General features: G+C 27.6%; 14 protein-coding genes. 12 read left to right on the top strand and 2 right to left on the bottom strand.

The window, feature by feature from the left end:
* A complete protein-coding gene (dut, locus tag FBF20_RS07405) occupies positions 1–690 on the bottom strand; it encodes a dUTPase (RefSeq protein WP_002876056.1) in 690 nt (229 codons plus the stop codon).
* A 35-nt stretch (positions 691–725) separates the two neighbouring features.
* Positions 726–1,289: an intracellular survival protein CiaI gene (gene ciaI / locus FBF20_RS07400; protein ID WP_002867263.1), complete on the bottom strand. Its 564-nt coding sequence runs from the start codon at positions 1,287–1,289 to the stop codon at positions 726–728.
* Positions 1,290–1,363: 74 nt separating this feature from the next.
* Here ciaI and FBF20_RS07395 point away from each other — a divergent pair, with 74 nt between their 5' ends.
* The 12 genes from FBF20_RS07395 to FBF20_RS07340 all read left to right on the top strand — a co-directional run bounded on the left by FBF20_RS07395 (position 1,364) and on the right by FBF20_RS07340 (position 16,982).
* Positions 1,364–1,771, top strand: coding sequence for a hypothetical protein (locus FBF20_RS07395; RefSeq protein ID WP_002818956.1), 408 nt, complete (start codon positions 1,364–1,366; stop codon positions 1,769–1,771).
* Between the two features lie 71 nt (positions 1,772–1,842).
* Positions 1,843–2,625, top strand: a complete 783-nt coding sequence (kpsM, locus tag FBF20_RS07390; RefSeq protein ID WP_002871866.1) for a capsule polysaccharide transporter KpsM — start codon at positions 1,843–1,845, stop codon at positions 2,623–2,625.
* Entirely contained in the window at positions 2,622–3,284 is a 663-nt protein-coding gene (locus tag FBF20_RS07385) for an ABC transporter ATP-binding protein (protein WP_002781126.1), read from the top strand. Before kpsM ends, FBF20_RS07385 begins: the two co-directional genes overlap by 4 nt.
* Entirely contained in the window at positions 3,284–4,402 is a 1,119-nt protein-coding gene (locus FBF20_RS07380) for a capsule polysaccharide transporter (RefSeq protein ID WP_002874991.1), read from the top strand. The genes FBF20_RS07385 and FBF20_RS07380 overlap by 1 nt, the downstream gene beginning before the upstream one ends.
* Position 4,403: 1 nt before the next feature.
* Positions 4,404–6,062, top strand: a complete 1,659-nt coding sequence (locus tag FBF20_RS07375; RefSeq protein WP_002781121.1) for a polysaccharide biosynthesis/export family protein — start codon at positions 4,404–4,406, stop codon at positions 6,060–6,062.
* 9 nt (positions 6,063–6,071) lie between these two features.
* Positions 6,072–7,019: a KpsF/GutQ family sugar-phosphate isomerase gene (locus FBF20_RS07370; protein WP_002874992.1), complete on the top strand. Its 948-nt coding sequence runs from the start codon at positions 6,072–6,074 to the stop codon at positions 7,017–7,019.
* Positions 7,019–7,408, top strand: a complete 390-nt coding sequence (locus FBF20_RS07365) for an adenylyltransferase/cytidyltransferase family protein (RefSeq protein ID WP_002874993.1) — start codon at positions 7,019–7,021, stop codon at positions 7,406–7,408. The genes FBF20_RS07370 and FBF20_RS07365 overlap by 1 nt, the downstream gene beginning before the upstream one ends.
* A gap of 215 nt (positions 7,409–7,623) precedes the next feature.
* Positions 7,624–8,562, top strand: a complete 939-nt coding sequence (locus tag FBF20_RS07360; protein WP_224168547.1) for a LicD family protein — start codon at positions 7,624–7,626, stop codon at positions 8,560–8,562.
* 27 nt (positions 8,563–8,589) lie between these two features.
* Complete coding sequence (locus FBF20_RS07355; RefSeq protein ID WP_002917300.1) at positions 8,590–13,326, top strand: CDP-glycerol glycerophosphotransferase family protein; 4,737 nt, start codon at positions 8,590–8,592, stop codon at positions 13,324–13,326.
* Positions 13,311–14,585: a hypothetical protein gene (locus FBF20_RS07350; RefSeq protein ID WP_002917297.1), complete on the top strand. Its 1,275-nt coding sequence runs from the start codon at positions 13,311–13,313 to the stop codon at positions 14,583–14,585. Before FBF20_RS07355 ends, FBF20_RS07350 begins: the two co-directional genes overlap by 16 nt.
* The gene (locus FBF20_RS07345; protein WP_002917295.1) at positions 14,569–16,437 is read left to right on the top strand and encodes a hypothetical protein; all 1,869 of its coding nucleotides are present in this window, start codon (positions 14,569–14,571) and stop codon (positions 16,435–16,437) included. Before FBF20_RS07350 ends, FBF20_RS07345 begins: the two co-directional genes overlap by 17 nt.
* Entirely contained in the window at positions 16,437–16,982 is a 546-nt protein-coding gene (locus tag FBF20_RS07340) for a dTDP-4-dehydrorhamnose 3,5-epimerase family protein (protein WP_002889981.1), read from the top strand. The genes FBF20_RS07345 and FBF20_RS07340 overlap by 1 nt, the downstream gene beginning before the upstream one ends.

Genomic DNA, 16,982 nt, shown 5'->3' with positions numbered 1-16,982 from the left:
TTATGCCTTTTTGTAGCATTCTTCTAGTTTTTTATAAATAGTATCAAAATCAAGCTCTTGTTCTAAAATTTGAGCTAAAACTTCATTGTCTTCTTTGCCATTCCAAGTTTTTTTATAGCTACCATCTTTGTAACCATTGTTTTGTCTAAAAATATTTAAAACATTTTTACCTATGTAGGTCTTATAAAGAATTTCAAGATTTAGCCCACATTTAATAGCTAGAGTAAAATAGGTTGAAAGTAATTCTCCAAGATTAAATCCAAAACCACTGCATTTATGGATAATAAGCTCTATATCATTTAAAATGCCATAAATATCACCCTCATTAGGGTATTCTTCTTCTTTGCAAAAATCTTGAAACACGCTTACAGCATTAACTTCTGTGGCTATAGCTTTGAAATCTTTATTGTTTTTATCGCGATACTCTTCAAGTAAAAGACTTAAAATAAAATGCCAAATATCGACAATCTCTATACGCACATTTTCCCAATTTGTCGGATTTGAAATGTTTTTCCAATGTTTCCATGCAAAAGAGTCTATAAGTTCTGCACATTCCATATAAATACAGCGTCTCCAACTGATCAGTTTTCCTTCTTTGGTGTAGCCATTTTCCCAATTTAAGCCGTTTGTTTCATCGTTGAGTTTTTGTTGGAGTTTGAGCATATTTTCTAAAATTTCGATATTTGTCATTTAAAACTCCTTGATAATTTTTAATATTATATGATTTAAGCGTAAAGATTTAAACTATCATCTGTCTTATCTTGATTTTCCTTGGCTTTTTCTTGTTGTTTTTCAAGTTGTTTTTTCATTTGTTCTAAAACTTCATCAAGAAGTTTTTTGCTATCTTCAAGCATAGAAGTATTGATATCTTTATCATTTGTTTGATTTTGTTTTAGCAAATCACTGAGTTTATTTGTAAAATTATTCATAATAGCATTTTGATGGTTTTTATCATTTGGAGTTGGTAGAACATTTGCCATTTGCATAGCTGATTCGATAATTTCCTTTGGCTTTAACTCTCCAACTTTAGAATTTGCTAAAAAATCTTTGATCATAGGTTCAACTTCTTTCATAGCATTTTTAATCTCATCAAGATCATTTTGTGTGAGTTTAGAGCCTTCAAAAGTAAAGCTAAAACCATACTGACGCTTAAGATTAAGAGTTTTACCTTCTTCATTATTTGCATAACTTATGCTTTGATTGTCATACATAGATAAGGCTAAGTGTTTGCCACTTTTTGTTGTATAATCCATCGAAAAACTTTGGTTTTTACTAGCATCAATTTGCATTTCTTCCCCTTATATTTATAGTTTAAATCAAAAATCGGTTATTTTTAAAAATATTTTAGTATAATTTTTATAATATGGATGAAAGAATTTTAGAATTTATAAAAAATGAGCAGCTTTTATCTTGGGCTATGATTGATGAAAAAGGTGTTTATACGGCTAGTGCTTTTTATGCTTTTGATGAAAAGAATTTAGCTTTTATTATCGCTTCTCATGAAGATACTAAGCATATAAGATTAGCCAGTGAAAATTCAAGTATAGCACTTAATATAGCTAAAGAAAATAAAATAGCTTTTTTAAAAGGTGTGCAAGCTAAGGCCGAGTTTAAAATCGCAAACAAGGAACAAATGAAAATTTATTTTTCTAAATTTCCCTTTGCTAAGCTTGATAAAAGTGCAAAAATTTATGCTTTAGAGCTTTTTTGGCTTAAATTTACTAACAATGCTTTAGGACTTAGTAAAAAGCTTGAATTTTGTAAAAAATAAATTTTTATGATTTTATTTAAAAAAATGAGTTATGATTATAGTTTATGTAAATTGTTAGGTATAGAAAATAAATGTTAAATGTAATTCACGCTTTATTTTTTAGAGAGTTAAAAACTAGATTTGGAAAAAATAGGTATCTTGGATATATATGGGTAGTTGGAGAGCCTATGAGTGTTGTGCTTTTGGTGACTATTATAGGAACTGTTATTAGGGAATATCATCATCAAGTTATGCCTGAAGGAATTTCTATTTTTATGTTTTTGATTTCAGGCATTATGCCTTTTTTTATGTTTAGAAGTATAGTAACTCAGCTTATGAATGGAATAGGGGCAAATTTATCTTTGTTTGCCTATAAACCTGTAAAACCTATACATGTATTTATTGCTAGAACTTTGCTTGAATTTTGTATTTATTTTGTGATTTTTATCACTGTGCTTTTTTTTGCAGGGTGGTTCTTTAGACTCGATGTATTTCCTGTTCATTTACTTGGAGTTTTATTTTGTATTTTTTTACTCATATGCTCAGCTTTTGCTTTAGGGATTTGTTTTGCTATTGTTTGGCACTTTGTAGAACCTTTAAGAACTTTATTAGCTTATTTTAGTATAGTATTTTATTGGAGTTCTGGGATTATATTTCCCACTTGGTTAACTCCTCGTCCTTTACTTGATATATTTTATTACAATCCTTTGCTTCACATAATGGAGCTTTTAAGATTTAATTTTTTTGAAAATTATCCTTTGCAAGATGAATATAGTTATTTTTATGCTATATTTTGGATTTTACTTGTTTTATTTATAGGGCTTTTTATTTACTACTATAATAGACAAGCTCTAACGGCGGCAAAAAAAGAATGATAAAGCTAATTAATCTAACTAAATCTTATCCTTTATTTAGTGGTGGAAGGCATTATGTTTTTAAAAATTTTACTTTTGAATTTCCTGAAAATTGTAGCATAGGTTTAATGGGATATAATGGCGCAGGCAAGTCCACTCTCATGAGACTTTTAAGCGGAGCAGAGCTTCCTGATAGTGGCAAGATAATTACTAATAAAAAATTATCTTGGCCTTTGGGTTTAAATGGAGCTTTTCAAGGTTCTTTAACTGCCAGAGATAATGCTAAATTTGTAGCTAGGGTGTATGGATATAAGGGTAAAGAACTTCAAGAAAAAGTAAAATTTGTGGAAGATTTTGCTGAAATAGGAAAATTTTTTGATGAGCCTATGAAGACTTATTCTTCGGGAATGAGTGCTAGGATAGCTTTTGGACTTAGTATGGCTTTTGATTTTGATTATTATTTAATCGATGAGGCTGGAGCTGTTGGAGATCCTGCTTTTAGGGAAAAAAGCGTGAAATTATATAGAGAAAGATTAAGCAAATCAAAGGTGATTATGGTATCTCATAATGTAGCTGAAATTAAAGAATGGTGTGATAAAATAATTTATATGAAAAATGGACAAATTACGGTTTATGATGATGTAGATGAAGGAATAGCTGTATATCAAGGAAAAGCTTAATGGAAGAAAATAAAACTTTATTAGAAAAAATCAAAGATTTAAGTATATTTGATTCTTTTAAAATTGTTTGGTTTATAATGATTTTTGTTGTGATTTATTATACATTGATTGCAGCACCAAGATATGTAAGCACGATGATTTTAGATGTTAGATCAACAAGTGGAGAAAGTGCTCAAACAAGTGGAATTTTGTCTTTGCTTGGTAGTACTTCTACAGCAAGCGAAGATTTAAATTATCTAAAAGGTTATATAGAATCAAGTGATATGTTAAAAATTTTGGATGAGAAAATTAAACTTAAAAGTCTTTATCAAGAACAACATATAGATTTGCCTTTTAAAATTTGGGATTCAAGTTCGATAGAATCTTATCTTAAATATTACCAAGCAAGAGTTAAGGTACATACGGATGAAACTACTAAGCTTTTGCAGGTAGAAGTAGAAGGTTTTACACCTAAATCAGCTCATTTGATTGCTCAAACTATTATGCAAGAAAGCGAAAAGTTTATCAACGAAATCTCTCATAAAGCAGCTAGAGAACAAATGGCTTTTGCTGAAAATGAAGTACAAAAATACAAAGAACGATATCAAAAAGCACAAAATGATTTGATTGCTTTTCAAAATAAATATGGGGTTTTTGATCCCTTGAAACAAGCTGAAGCTAAAGCAAGTTTGGTTGCGCAAATTGAGACTAATTTAGCTCAAAAAGAAGCTAAACTTTTAACTTTACAAAGCTATATGAATGATGCGGCACCTGAAGTAGTAGCACTTAAAGCAGAAATTGAAGCGATTAAAAAGCAGCTTTTAAGGGAAAAATCTAAAATTTCAGCTAACAATTCTTCTCAAAAGCTTAATGATTTGGCTGCTAAATTTCAAGATCTAACTATAGAAGGTACTTTTGCGCAAAAAGCTTATGAAGCAGCTTTAAAAGCTTATGAAAGTGCTAGAATAGAAGCATTAAGAAAAATAAAACAACTTGTCATCATTCAAAGTCCAGATATTCCAGAAAGCGCAAAATATCCTGAAAGAATTTATGATATTTTAACAGCGTTTATTGTATTATCTTTGATTTTTGGGATTGTTAAATTTATTAAAATGATAATAGAGGAGCATAAGTATTAAAATGAAAAAAATATTAATTTTACTTTTTAGTTGTATTTTATGTTTTGGAGCTGTGGATGTTTCACAAATCATTTCAGCAGAGGATCAAGGTTCTACTACAACTAGCATAGATCAAAATTTAAGCTCAAATTATGATATAGCAAATAAAGAAAATAATCTTACAAAAATTCATCAAATTTTAGTATTTGGCGCTCATCTTTTTAATGGAAATTTTAAAAATTACAATCAAAGAGTTTATAACCCAGATTATAAGATCGCAGTTGGTGATCAAATCAGTCTTAAAATTTGGGGAGCTGTTGAGTTTTCGCAAGTTTTAGTGGTGGATTCTCAAGGAAATATTTTTATCCCTAAAGTAGGAGCTGTAAATTTACTAGGTGTGAAAAATAGCGCCCTTGTAAGTGTTATAAAAGCACGTGTTAATAAAATCTATAAAAGCAATGTTTTTGTTTATGCAGATATGAATGCTTATCAAAATGTCAGTGTTTTTGTAACAGGAAGCGTTAATGCTCCAGGACTTTATCAAGGACTTAGTTCGGATTCAGTGATCCAGTATCTTGATAAAGCAGGGGGTATAAATTTAGAATATGGAAGTTTTAGAGATATTCAAATTTTGCGTAATAACAGCGTGATAAAAAATATTGATTTATATGATTTTTTACTAAAGGGGCAAATGGATCTTTTTCCTTTTAGAAGTGGAGATGTTATTTTAGTAGGAAATGTTCAAAATTACGCTTTTGTTAACGGTGATGTGCAAAGACCTTTTCGTTTTGAACTTTCAAATGATATTAAAACTTTAGCTGACTTAGCTAGAGTATCAGGTGCTAAACCTATCGTGACTAATGCTATCGTAAAAAGTTATGGTGAAGATCATAAACTTGATGTCAGTGCTTATAATAAAATGCAATTTTCAAAAGTTTTACTTAGAACGGGAGATGAGGTAGAATTTCACCCTGAGTATGTTTCTGAAAATATAACTATAAGTGTAAATGGCGAGCATAATGGTTTAAAAACTTTAGTTGTGGGTAAAGGAACGACTTTAGAAGATATTTCTAAATTAATTAAAGCTAATCCACAATCAAACATGCAAGCTTTACAAGTGTTTAGAAAAAGTGTAGCTAGAACTCAAAAAGAACTTATCAATGCTCAGCTTAAAGAGCTTGAAACTCTAGCTTTAACTAGTGGTTCTGTTACAGCTCAAGGTGCAGCTATAAGAGCTCAACAAGCAAAAACGATTTTAGAATTTATCCAAAGAGCTAAGCAAGTAGAGCCTAAGGGTCAAATTGTCATTGATAATCCAAAGTCTTATAATTCGGTTATTTTAGAAGATGGTGATACTATTAATGTACCAAGTAAGAATAATCTCATCATAGTTCAAGGTGAGGTTTCTTTACCTGGAGCTTTTGTGTATGATAAGGGCAAAGATTTAAGATATTATATCAATCTTGCAGGAGGTTATGGAGAAAGAGCGGATACTTCAAAAGTTTTGGTGATACGAAGCAATGGAAAAGCTGAAAAATATCATAGTGGTATAGATATGAAACCAGGCGATTCTGTGTTGGTATTGCCAAAAGTAGATAGTGAGAATTTGCAAATTTTTTCAATGTTAACTCAAATTCTTTATCAAATTGCTATTGCAACCAATGTTGTGCTTAATCTTTAAGGTTTAAAAATGAATACTCTTGAAATAGCCAAAGAAGTCTTTGAAAAAGAAGCACAAGCTATTTTGGATTTGGCTAAAAATTTAGATGAAAATTTTAATCAAGCTGTGAATTTGATGCTAAATACCAAAGGGCGTTGCATAGTCAGTGGAATGGGCAAATCGGGTCATATAGGTGCTAAGATAGCAGCTACTTTAGCAAGTACAGGAACGCCAAGCTTTTTCATCCATCCAGGAGAGGCTTTGCATGGAGATCTTGGAATGCTAACTCCTGAAGATGTTTTAATTGCTATTTCAAATTCAGGAGAAACTGAAGAAATTTTAAAAATCATTCCAGCTATAAAAAAGCGTAAAATTCCACTTATAGTAATGTGTGGTAAAAAAAATTCCACCCTTGTAAAGCAAAGCGATATATTTTTAAATATAGCTGTGAAAAAGGAAGCTTGTCCTTTGCAGCTTGCTCCTATGTCTTCGACAACCGCAACTTTGGTTATGGGGGATGCTTTAGCTGCTGCTTTGATGAAGGTAAGAAATTTCAAGCCTGATGATTTTGCTCTTTTTCATCCAGGGGGAAGTTTGGGACGTAGGCTTTTAACCAAGGTAAAAGATCTTATGGTTTCAAGTAACCTTCCTATAGTGCATCCTGATACTGAATTTAACGATCTTGTTGATGTGATGACTAGTGGAAAGCTAGGGCTTTGTGTGGTACTTGAGAATGAAAAATTAGTGGGTATCATCACTGATGGGGATTTGCGTCGTGCTTTAAAGACAAGCGATAAACCAAGATTTGATTTTAGAGCTAAAGAAATCATGAGTACAAATCCTAAAGTAGTCGATGCTGATGCTATGGCAAGTGAAGCAGAAGAGATCATGTTAAAACATAAAATCAAAGAAATTATAGTAGAAAAAGAAGAAAAAGTTGTAGGGATTATTCAACTTTATGCTATAGGGAGGGTATAGTGAAAAATGTAATAACTTTTGGTACTTTTGATTTGTTTCATTATGGTCATTTAAGGATTCTAGAAAGAGCCGCATCTCTTGGAGATAAATTAATTGTTGGTGTATCATCAGATTCTTTAAATTTTGCTAAAAAGCATCGTTATCCTATATACAGCGAGCAAGAGAGATTAAATATAATATCTTCATTAAAATGCGTGTCTTGTGTATTTTTAGAAGAAGCATTGGAATTAAAAAGAGATTATCTTTTAAAATACCAAGCAAATATTTTAGTTATGGGAGATGATTGGAAAGGTAAATTTGATTGTTTTAATGATATTTGTGATGTAATTTATTTTGAAAGAACCCCAAGTATTTCAACGACAGAAATTATTGAGAGAATTAAATTATGAATTTAAAAGGTATATTTCGCAAAAGCTTTCGTGAAAGCAAAAAGGGGTATTTGTATTTAATTCTGTTGCATATGATTTTGATATATTTAATGCAGAAAAAAAGTAGACATTTTATTTTTTTAAAATTGTGCAGTTATTTATCCAAAGTAAACATGAAGACGGTTTTTTATTATCAGGCTGAATTTTATTTTTTTTACGCTGAGTATAAAAAAGCTTTGAATTATATTGATTTATTTTTAGAAAAATATCCTTTAAATATAGATGGTAAATTACTTAAAATACAATTATTATATTTATTGGGCGATAAAACCAAAGCTTTATATGAATTAGAAAAAATTCAACAAGAATCTAATCGTTTAAAAATATGGATGTTAATGAGCAAGTTGGTTAATACTAAAATAGAACTTAAAAATATGGAAAAATTGTATTTAAAATACATAGAAAAAAAAAGAAATATTAGCACAAAGATTGAAATTCAAAAATATATATCTAGTGCTGCAGCTAGCATTGAAGCTTATGATATAGCTGAACATTATCTAAAAAATTCATTAAAGCTACATGAAAAATTTTCTTTAAAAAATACTAAAAAAAAATACTTTTCAAAATATGATGCCTTGATAGCTTTGGAAGATTTATCTAGTGTTTTTAATTCATTAAATATAAAGTTTTTTTTAGCCAGTGGTACTTTTTTAGGTTGTATTAGGGAAAAGAATTTTATATCAAATGATTATGATATTGATGTTGGGGTTTGGGAAGAAGATTTTAGCAATGAATTAAAAATAGCTTTAGAACAATATGGTACTTTCTATATTCATGATCCAAAATGGAAAGGTGGGATTAAGCTTAAACATATCAATGGTATATTGATTGATATTTTTATTCACTATAAAGATGGTTGCAAGCATTATCATTTAGGATCTGCTGTTAAATGGTATAACTCAACTTTTGATTTAATTAAGTATGATTTTTTAGGTAAAGAATATTTTGGTTTTAAAGAATATGATCGTTATTTAAGTGAAAATTATGGCGATTGGAGAATTCCCAAAAAAAATTTTGATAATATTCTAGATACTCCAAATGCGGTAATTTTTAATGAACAAGAATATAAGTTACATCTTTATAGATCGTTCTTTAAAAAAAATACAAAAGTATAAAATAAAAATAAATATTAGGGAGAAAAAATGAAGTATTGTATGTTTGGGTTATATTTTTTATTCGCTTCTATACTATATAAGAGAAAAAAATATCAAGCATCTAAAAAGTATTTTATTAAAGCATCTAACAATTTTAGAGATAATGCCAAAGCATATTTTAAAACGGGAATGTGTTGTTTTCATTTAAAAGAATGGAATGATGCTAAAGTTTTTTTTGAGCAAGCATGTTTTCTAAAAGAAACTCCAAATTGGAGAAAACAATTAAAACAAGTTTATAATCATTTAAAATTTGGTTTTTTTTTAGAGCAAAAATTATGGTGGAAAGAAGTTGATAGACTTAAGCAAGAGTTAAATCATGGAAATGAACAGAATTTCATTCTCTTAAGAGATTTAGCAATTGCTTGTGAAGCTATGAAAAGATATAACGATGCAGTAAAATATTACAAAGAGTCCATTTTAATTCAAGAGAAACAAAAGATACCAATTGAATCTGTATGGTATTATAGGCTTGGTTTTTGTTGTGAGAAAATTAAAGATATAGTTTTATCAAATAAATTTTATGGATATGCTATAAAATTTGACGAAGAATTAGAATCTGATATATATGGTATAGGCGTTTTTCATGAAAAAATGGGTTATTGGAGTGAAGCTAATGTAGCTTATTTAAACAAAATCCAAGAGCTAGAGATAGTATATTTAGATAAAATATTTTACAAAATAGCTTTTAGTTTTGAAATGCTTTATGATTGGAAAAATTCTGAAAAGTATTATCATAAGGCTATAGAAAATAACTATCATTGTTCTGTGTATCATTATAGATTGGGGGTAGTTTTAGAAAAGCAAAACAAGATTGAACAGGCTTCTATATTTTATACAGAAGCTTTTAAAAGAGACTCTTATTGTCGTGCAGAGTATTTTTATAGATTAGCTAATTGTTTAATGAAGCTAGATCATCACAAAGAGGCATGTAAAATCTTTGCTCAAATCAATAGAATTAATAATAATATTTTTGATCAAAATTTAAATTTTTTAAAAGATGATTTTTTTAGACAAAAAGTTATATATTTGGATTATTATGAAAATGAAGATATTTTACAGAATGCTATCTTATATCAAACACATACTGCACAGTTTATGTCATGTAATCCCTATGCGATTTTTTTACATCTTTTAAATGATCCCCGATTTGATAATTTTATCCATATATGGGTATTACAAGATTTCGAATCTATTCCTTTAGAATTTAGACAAAATAAAAAAATTATTTTTGTAAAATATTTTTCTAAATTATATTTTAAATATTTAGCAAGCGCAAAATACTTGATTAATTCTGGATCTTTTTGTAGATTTTTTATAAGAAAACCTGAACAAAAATACTTGGCAACTTGGCATGGAACACCATGGAAATATTTAGGAAAGGATATGAGACGGGGTTTCATGGAATTTGAAGTTACCCAGAAGGACTTTTTACAATCAACCCATATTATATCTCCAAATAAGCATACATCTGAAGTTTTAATGCAAAAACATGATATTGAAAATATTTTCCAAGGAAAAGTTTATGAGAGCGGTTATCCTAGAATTGATATTACTTTAAAAATAAATAATTTTAAAAAACAACAAATACGAGAAAGACTAAATATTAAAATTGGTGATAAGGTTATATTGTATGCACCAACATATCGCAATTCATTTGAAAATGCGGAGTTAAATATTGAAAAACTTATTAAAGATCTTGAAATATTTAAAAAATCTGGATTTGTTGTTGTATTTAGAGGTCATTATAATTTAGAAGACAAACTTAAAGATAATGGGATTCCAAGTGTTCCTAGAGATATAGATACTAATGAGCTTTTATCAATAGTTGATGTATTAATAACTGATTATTCTTCAATTGCATTTGATTTTATGGTTTTAAATAGACCAATTATTTACTATATTTATGACTATGAGGAATACAAAAATCAACACGGCTTATATTTTGATGTTGAAATGTTAAATTCTGTTTATTGTAAAACTCCTCAAGAAGTTTTAGGAATTTTGAAAAATCCATTAATGCTTGAGAAATGTAAAATTTCTCAAGAGATTAAAGATATGTTTGTATTAAATGAAGATGGTGCTGCAACGCAAAGAGTTATTGAATTTTTCTTTTTTGATAATTTTAAAGATGAAAAAATATATAAAAATTTTAATAATAAAGTAAATTTATTAATTTACCCTGGAGGTTTGGGTAATAATGGCATGAGTGTATCTTTTGTAAATTTTTTAAATTATTTAAATTTAAATGAGTATAATGTCTATGTTGCTATTGATTCATGGCAAGTTAGACAAAGTCCAACTTGCATGAAATATATTAATCAAATAAGAGATAAGGTTTATATTCTAGGTAATCCTAATATTTTAAGTCAAACTCAAGAAGAAAATTGGTTGCTAAGTAATCCTGTTTATAAAAATAAACGAGCAAATCAAGAGCAAGAAAATATTTTTGCAAGATGCTTTGAACGTGATTTTAGATGTTTATATGGGGATTCGAAATTTAATTCTTTGATTAGTTTTGATGGTTATGGGGAGTTATGGGTTTATAGATTTGCATATGCTAAAACAAATGCAAAAAAGATTATTTATCTTCACAATGATATGAAAGGCGAATTTGATGTAAGATTCCCGTATCTTGAAAAAATTTTTAATGTTTATAAATATTTTGATCACATTCTTTCTGTTTCAAGAGAATTAAGTGATTTAAATAGAGATAATTTATCTGATACTTATCAAGTAGAGTGTGATAAATTTGATTTTATGAATAATATTATAGATTATAAAAATATATTATTTAAAAGTGGTTTTGTTTTAGAGTATCTAGAAGATGAAAGTATTTTTAATGATGGTGGAAAAGTTTTTATTAATATTGCTAGATTATCACCAGAAAAAAATCAATTAATGCTTATTAAAGCTTTTCAAAAAATTAGCTCAGAATTTAATAACATTAAGCTAATGATATTAGGCGATGGACCTTTAAAAGAAGATTTAAAATTGTATATTTTAAAAAATAATGTTAAAAATGTATATCTTCTTGGAAATAGAAATAATCCTTATCCTTATTTAAGAAAAGCTGATTGTTTTATATTGAGTTCATTGCATGAAGGGCAGCCTATGGTTTTACTCGAATCACTGGTGTTAAAAAAACCAATAATAGCAACAAATATAACAGGCAATAGATCGGTTTTAAATTCACGTGGAGGATTATTGGTAAATCCTGATATTGATAGTTTGTCAAAAGCTATGATAAAATATTTAAAAGAATCTATTCAAACTTGTAATTTTGACTTTGTCGAGTATAATAATATTATTTTAGAAAAATTTAATTATCTTTTTGGAGTTAGTTTCGAAGGGTATAAAAATGACAGGTGTATATTGTCTCCATGTATCATTATGGCAAAGCCTGATGGCTTTGGTATGAGACTGTTTGCGATGATGGCAGGGTTATTGTTATCCGAAAAAACTAATTTGCCATTTTATTTTAAATGGGGAAAGATTGAAGATGTGATAGGGAATACACATGAAATGTTCAATTCTATAAAGCATATTCCATTTGCATTAGGTAAAGTTGGTGATATATTTAGTGAAGAATTTATACAAAAATATTACATTGATGATTGTAAAGATATATCAAGCAATCATGGATTTGGAATTCATCAAGAGAAAAAAACTTTTAATGATATAAAAAATGGTCCTTTCGAGCAAAAATGGGGTTGGTATGCTCCAGGAATAGAAGGTGGAGCATTAAGTAATTGGATAGAAGGCTATAATGAAGAACAATGTTATAAAGATTTTGCAGAGATTTACAAGAAAATAAAATTTTCAAACAAATATCAAAATATAATTAAATATGCTGAACAAACTGCTAGTAAATTGGGCGAATTTATAGCAATACATATCAGAGGTGCAGATATAGTTTATTCTTCAACATATAAAAAGGCTTCTTTATATGCTTTTGTGGGAGATAAATATTTTCCATATGAAATTGCTATAGAAATTATAAAAAATAAAATTAAAGATTATAAAATTGTGATTTTTAGTCAAGATATTATTGCTAGCAAAAAATTAATTGATTATTTTAATAATGAAAAAATTATTTTAGCTGATCAGTTTGCTTCTGAATTTTTAGATGTTACTGAAAGGGCGTTTTTTGAAATGAATTTTCTTTCTTATGCAAAATTGATTTATACTCCAGGAATTTCTTTGCAGAAATCTGCATTTTCTCAATGTCCTTCTTTTTTCTCTGGTATCAAAAAAGATATTTCATTTCATGAAATTTTTTCCAAAGAAAAGCAGTATCAAATCATTGAAGAAAATATTAATAAATTGCAGTTAGATTCTATGTATAAATCCATGGCATTTTTTAGATTATACCAATTATCTTTAGATCTAAAAAAAGATTTTAAAATATCCTTGCAGTTTATAGAAAAAGCTATGCTTGAAGATGCTAGCAATACGGCTTGGATAATTCATTGGATTCATTTAAATTTGCGTTATGATCATTATGATATTGTAGAAAAATACTTAGATAAAAATTTAGTTAAAATACAACATGATTTATTGGTAACTTTGTTATTGTTTAGGGGTAAAATTTACAAAAATATATGTTTTGATTTAATGAAAATAAAAAAAAGATGTGAAAAATATTCAAATCTTTTATTTTTAATTAATGAAATTAGTAGATCTATGAAAAAACAAAAAAAAGGTATTGCATGGAAAAAAAATTAGCAGTTCATTTGTTTGGTGCTTTAAGAACTTATGAACAAACTTATAAAAGTTTTTTTGATAATATTATAGATGCAAATGAGCAAGATGGTTGGAAAATAGATATATTTTTACACACATGGGATCAATTTGATACTGGAAGTGCTCATTCTCATTTAAAGTATCCAGGATTAACAGGTGTAAAGATAGGAATTCATGATTTGGAAGAAATTATAGGAATTTATCAACCAAAAAAATATCTTATAGAATCCCCTATTTCGGATGGCAATAAATCTGGAATGTATGTTACTTTGGAAAAGGTAAATTCTTTAAAATTGGATTATGAAAAAGAATGTGGCGTGAAGTACGACTATCATTTGTATACAAGACCTGATATTATGTTTTTTAAACCTTTAAGATTGGATGAGTATATTAAGGTTTATAATCCCGTTCGAAAACCGCAAAATGGTTGGGAAGGCGTATTTCGAGAGTTTCCTTTGCCACCTAAAACAAATTTTTGTTCATCCAATGCTTTTAGGTTTGGCTTATTGGATTCTAGAATGCCAAATGAAGGTGATTTAGTATGGTTTAGTAATTTTGGCTTAGTTAAGCATCCACATAAGGCATATTTAGAGGATGAAAGTATATATAACATATTTATCAAGTATAGATGGGAGTATGAATTTAGGCCTTGGCGTTCTGGAATGCAACAAATCAATCAATATATGTTTGTTGATATTAAAAAATCAGATTTAGATGCTCTTAATCAAAAAATTTTAATTCTAAATGAAGAAAAATTATCCTTGCAAAAAAGTTTAGATTCTCTTCCGATAAAAAAACAAAATATGGAATTAATTTGTTTAGAGCAAGATATTGAAATTAAAGATTTACAGCTTTATCAATTGCGAAAAAAAATTGGGTTAAATCATAAAGATAATGTTATTTATTCTAATTCAGCTAAATTTATAATATATAATCATCTGTCTTATAAATTAGGAAGGATTTTAATAAAATATAATTCTTTTTTTGGCTACATTAAATTACCTTTTATATTATGGGCTGTTTTTATTGTCCATAAAACAGTTGATTTTAAATTTAAATCTTTACCTTTAAAAAATTATACAGATTATGATGAAGCTATAATAGAAAAAAATAGCACAACATATCAACTTGGAGAAAAGTTTATAAAAGCTTGTAAATCTTGGTATAAAGGAGGATTAATTAAATTTTTCTTCCAAATTCGTAATATTAATAAGGTTAAACAAAATGCAAGGAAATATTAAAAATGCACTTGAAGAATGGAATTTTGATATAATTCAAGATATCTACAAGGAGGATTTAGCTAAGCAACAGTCTAAAGAGTATATAGATTTCTTATATCAGATTGGAAATGTAGATGAATTAATTTTATTATTTAAAAATACACCACAACAAAATTGGTGGAATGATATGTATTTTGGTAATTTTTGCGAGTTTTATAATTTTTTAGTTGAAATAAAAACACTTGACGATGAAAAAATAATTGATTATATTAAAAAAGAAAAATACACTCCATTATGTATCAATTATATAATTTCTCAATGGATTTTAAATTTTTGTTTAAAAAAAGAATCTATTGTAATATTATTACCTTATGTAGTTAAAAATAGTTTTTTTATAATTTTTCAATCTTTTTTTATTAAACGAGTTATTGATTATTTTTCTTGTATAAATAAAGATTTTTTTTGCAATGAAGTAAGAAATATATTAACTATTTTACAAGAAAATTTTCATACAAAGATGACTATCGGTGCTAGAGTTTATTATGAAAAATTTCTATTAAATTATAATTTTAATACTTTTCATACTCAACATTTAAAATCTCCAAAAAAAATCGCTTTATGTATAAGTGGTGCTATGAGAGGAGTAGAGTGGGAATTAAATTTAAAAAAAGTGATAGAAAGTTTTCAGTTTGATGTTGATGTTTTTTTATTTACTTGGGATTCAAAATTTTTGTGGCCAGGTTTAAATGGAGCAGGAGGAAATTGGGCTAAAAGATTATTAGATGAAACATTATTAAAATCTATTCCTCAGGAAATTATGCATAAAAATAATTTAAAACAATATTTTCCAAATGTTTTTTCTAAATTAAATCAAGAATATTCCGTTCGGCTCGATGCTGAAAGGTTGGAAAATATAAATAACATTAAACGAGTAATTATAGAAAATCAAGAAGATTTTTTAAAAAAATATCCTTTAGATAGAAACAATTTATTTATTAATGCTTCGAAAATATGGTATTCTAATTATCAATTATTAAAATCATTGGTTCAGTATGAAGCGGAAAATAATTTTCAATACGATTTTATTATTAAAGTTAGGCCTGATGTAGAGTATAATATAAATTTTTCAATCGATAAACTTGAAAAATTATATATAAATGATCTTATGATAAAGCACCATGAAAGTTTATATGGTGGACTTAACGATAATTTTGCTGCTGGACGAAGAGGAGCAATGGAAATTTATTTATCACTATGGAAATATGGTTTTTTGAATAAATCCATAGATTTTTTTAAAAATTTTCCTAATTTTAATTCAGCTCATAATCTTTTGCAGCAATTTTGTTCTTTAATGAAAATAAATTGTATATGTTTGGAATCTAATACTATAAAGAACTTTTATTTTGTAGATTTTATACCTCCAAATTTTACTAAAGAATTGAAGTTAGATTGCAAAAGAATAAAAAATAATATTGAGCTGGAAGAAAAACTATCTAGCAGTATTGACTTTTTGTTAAAATATGAAGAATACTCTAAAAAAGGTCAATTGTATAATATGGTTAATAAGTCATGTGGTCATTTATCTTATAAAATAGGAGTGATATTAATCCATAATTCTAAAACTTTTATAGGTATATTAGGAATACCTATAAAAATTCTTGTTTGTTTGTATCATCATCGGTATCGCACTAGACATTTAATATCGAAAAATTATTATAATTGTCACTCTGAAACTATAGAAGAAAGTTTTACTTATAGACTAGGAAAGTCTTTTATACAAGCAAGTAGGAATTGGTATAAAGGTGGATATATTAAATTTTGGTTTGATTTATATAAACTTAAAAAAGAATATAAAAATAAAAAAGGCAAATAATGGCAATAAAATTTGATATACAAGAATCAAAAATTTTAAAAGGAGTGTATATTATAACTCCTAACAAATTTAGAGATTTAAGGGGTGAAATTTGGACAGCTTTTACAAGCAAGGCTGTAGATAAGCTTTTACCAAATGGATTAAAATTTATACACGATAAATTCATACATTCTAAACATAATGTTATCCGCGGTATCCATGGCGATGTAAAAACTTATAAGCTTGCCACTTGTGTTTATGGAGAAGTGCATCAAGTTGTGGTTGATTGCAGAAAAGATTCACCAACTTATTTGAAGCATGAAAGATTCATCATAAATCAAGATAATCAGCAAATCATTTTAGTTCCAGCAGGTTTTGGAAATGCTCATTATGTTAGCAGTGAAAGTGCAGTGTATTACTATAAATGTGCTTATTTAGGAGAATATATGGATGCACATGATCAATTTACTTATGCATGGAATGATGAAAGAATTGGTATAGATTGGCCAACAAATTCTCCTATTCTTTCAGAACGTGATATTTTAGCAACTAAAAATAAAGGATAA

The sequence above is a fragment of the Campylobacter sp. CFSAN093259 genome, assembly GCF_012889985.1.
In the GTDB taxonomy this organism is placed as follows: domain Bacteria; phylum Campylobacterota; class Campylobacteria; order Campylobacterales; family Campylobacteraceae; genus Campylobacter_D; species Campylobacter_D jejuni.
This window is presented reverse-complemented; position numbering and strand designations above follow the sequence as displayed.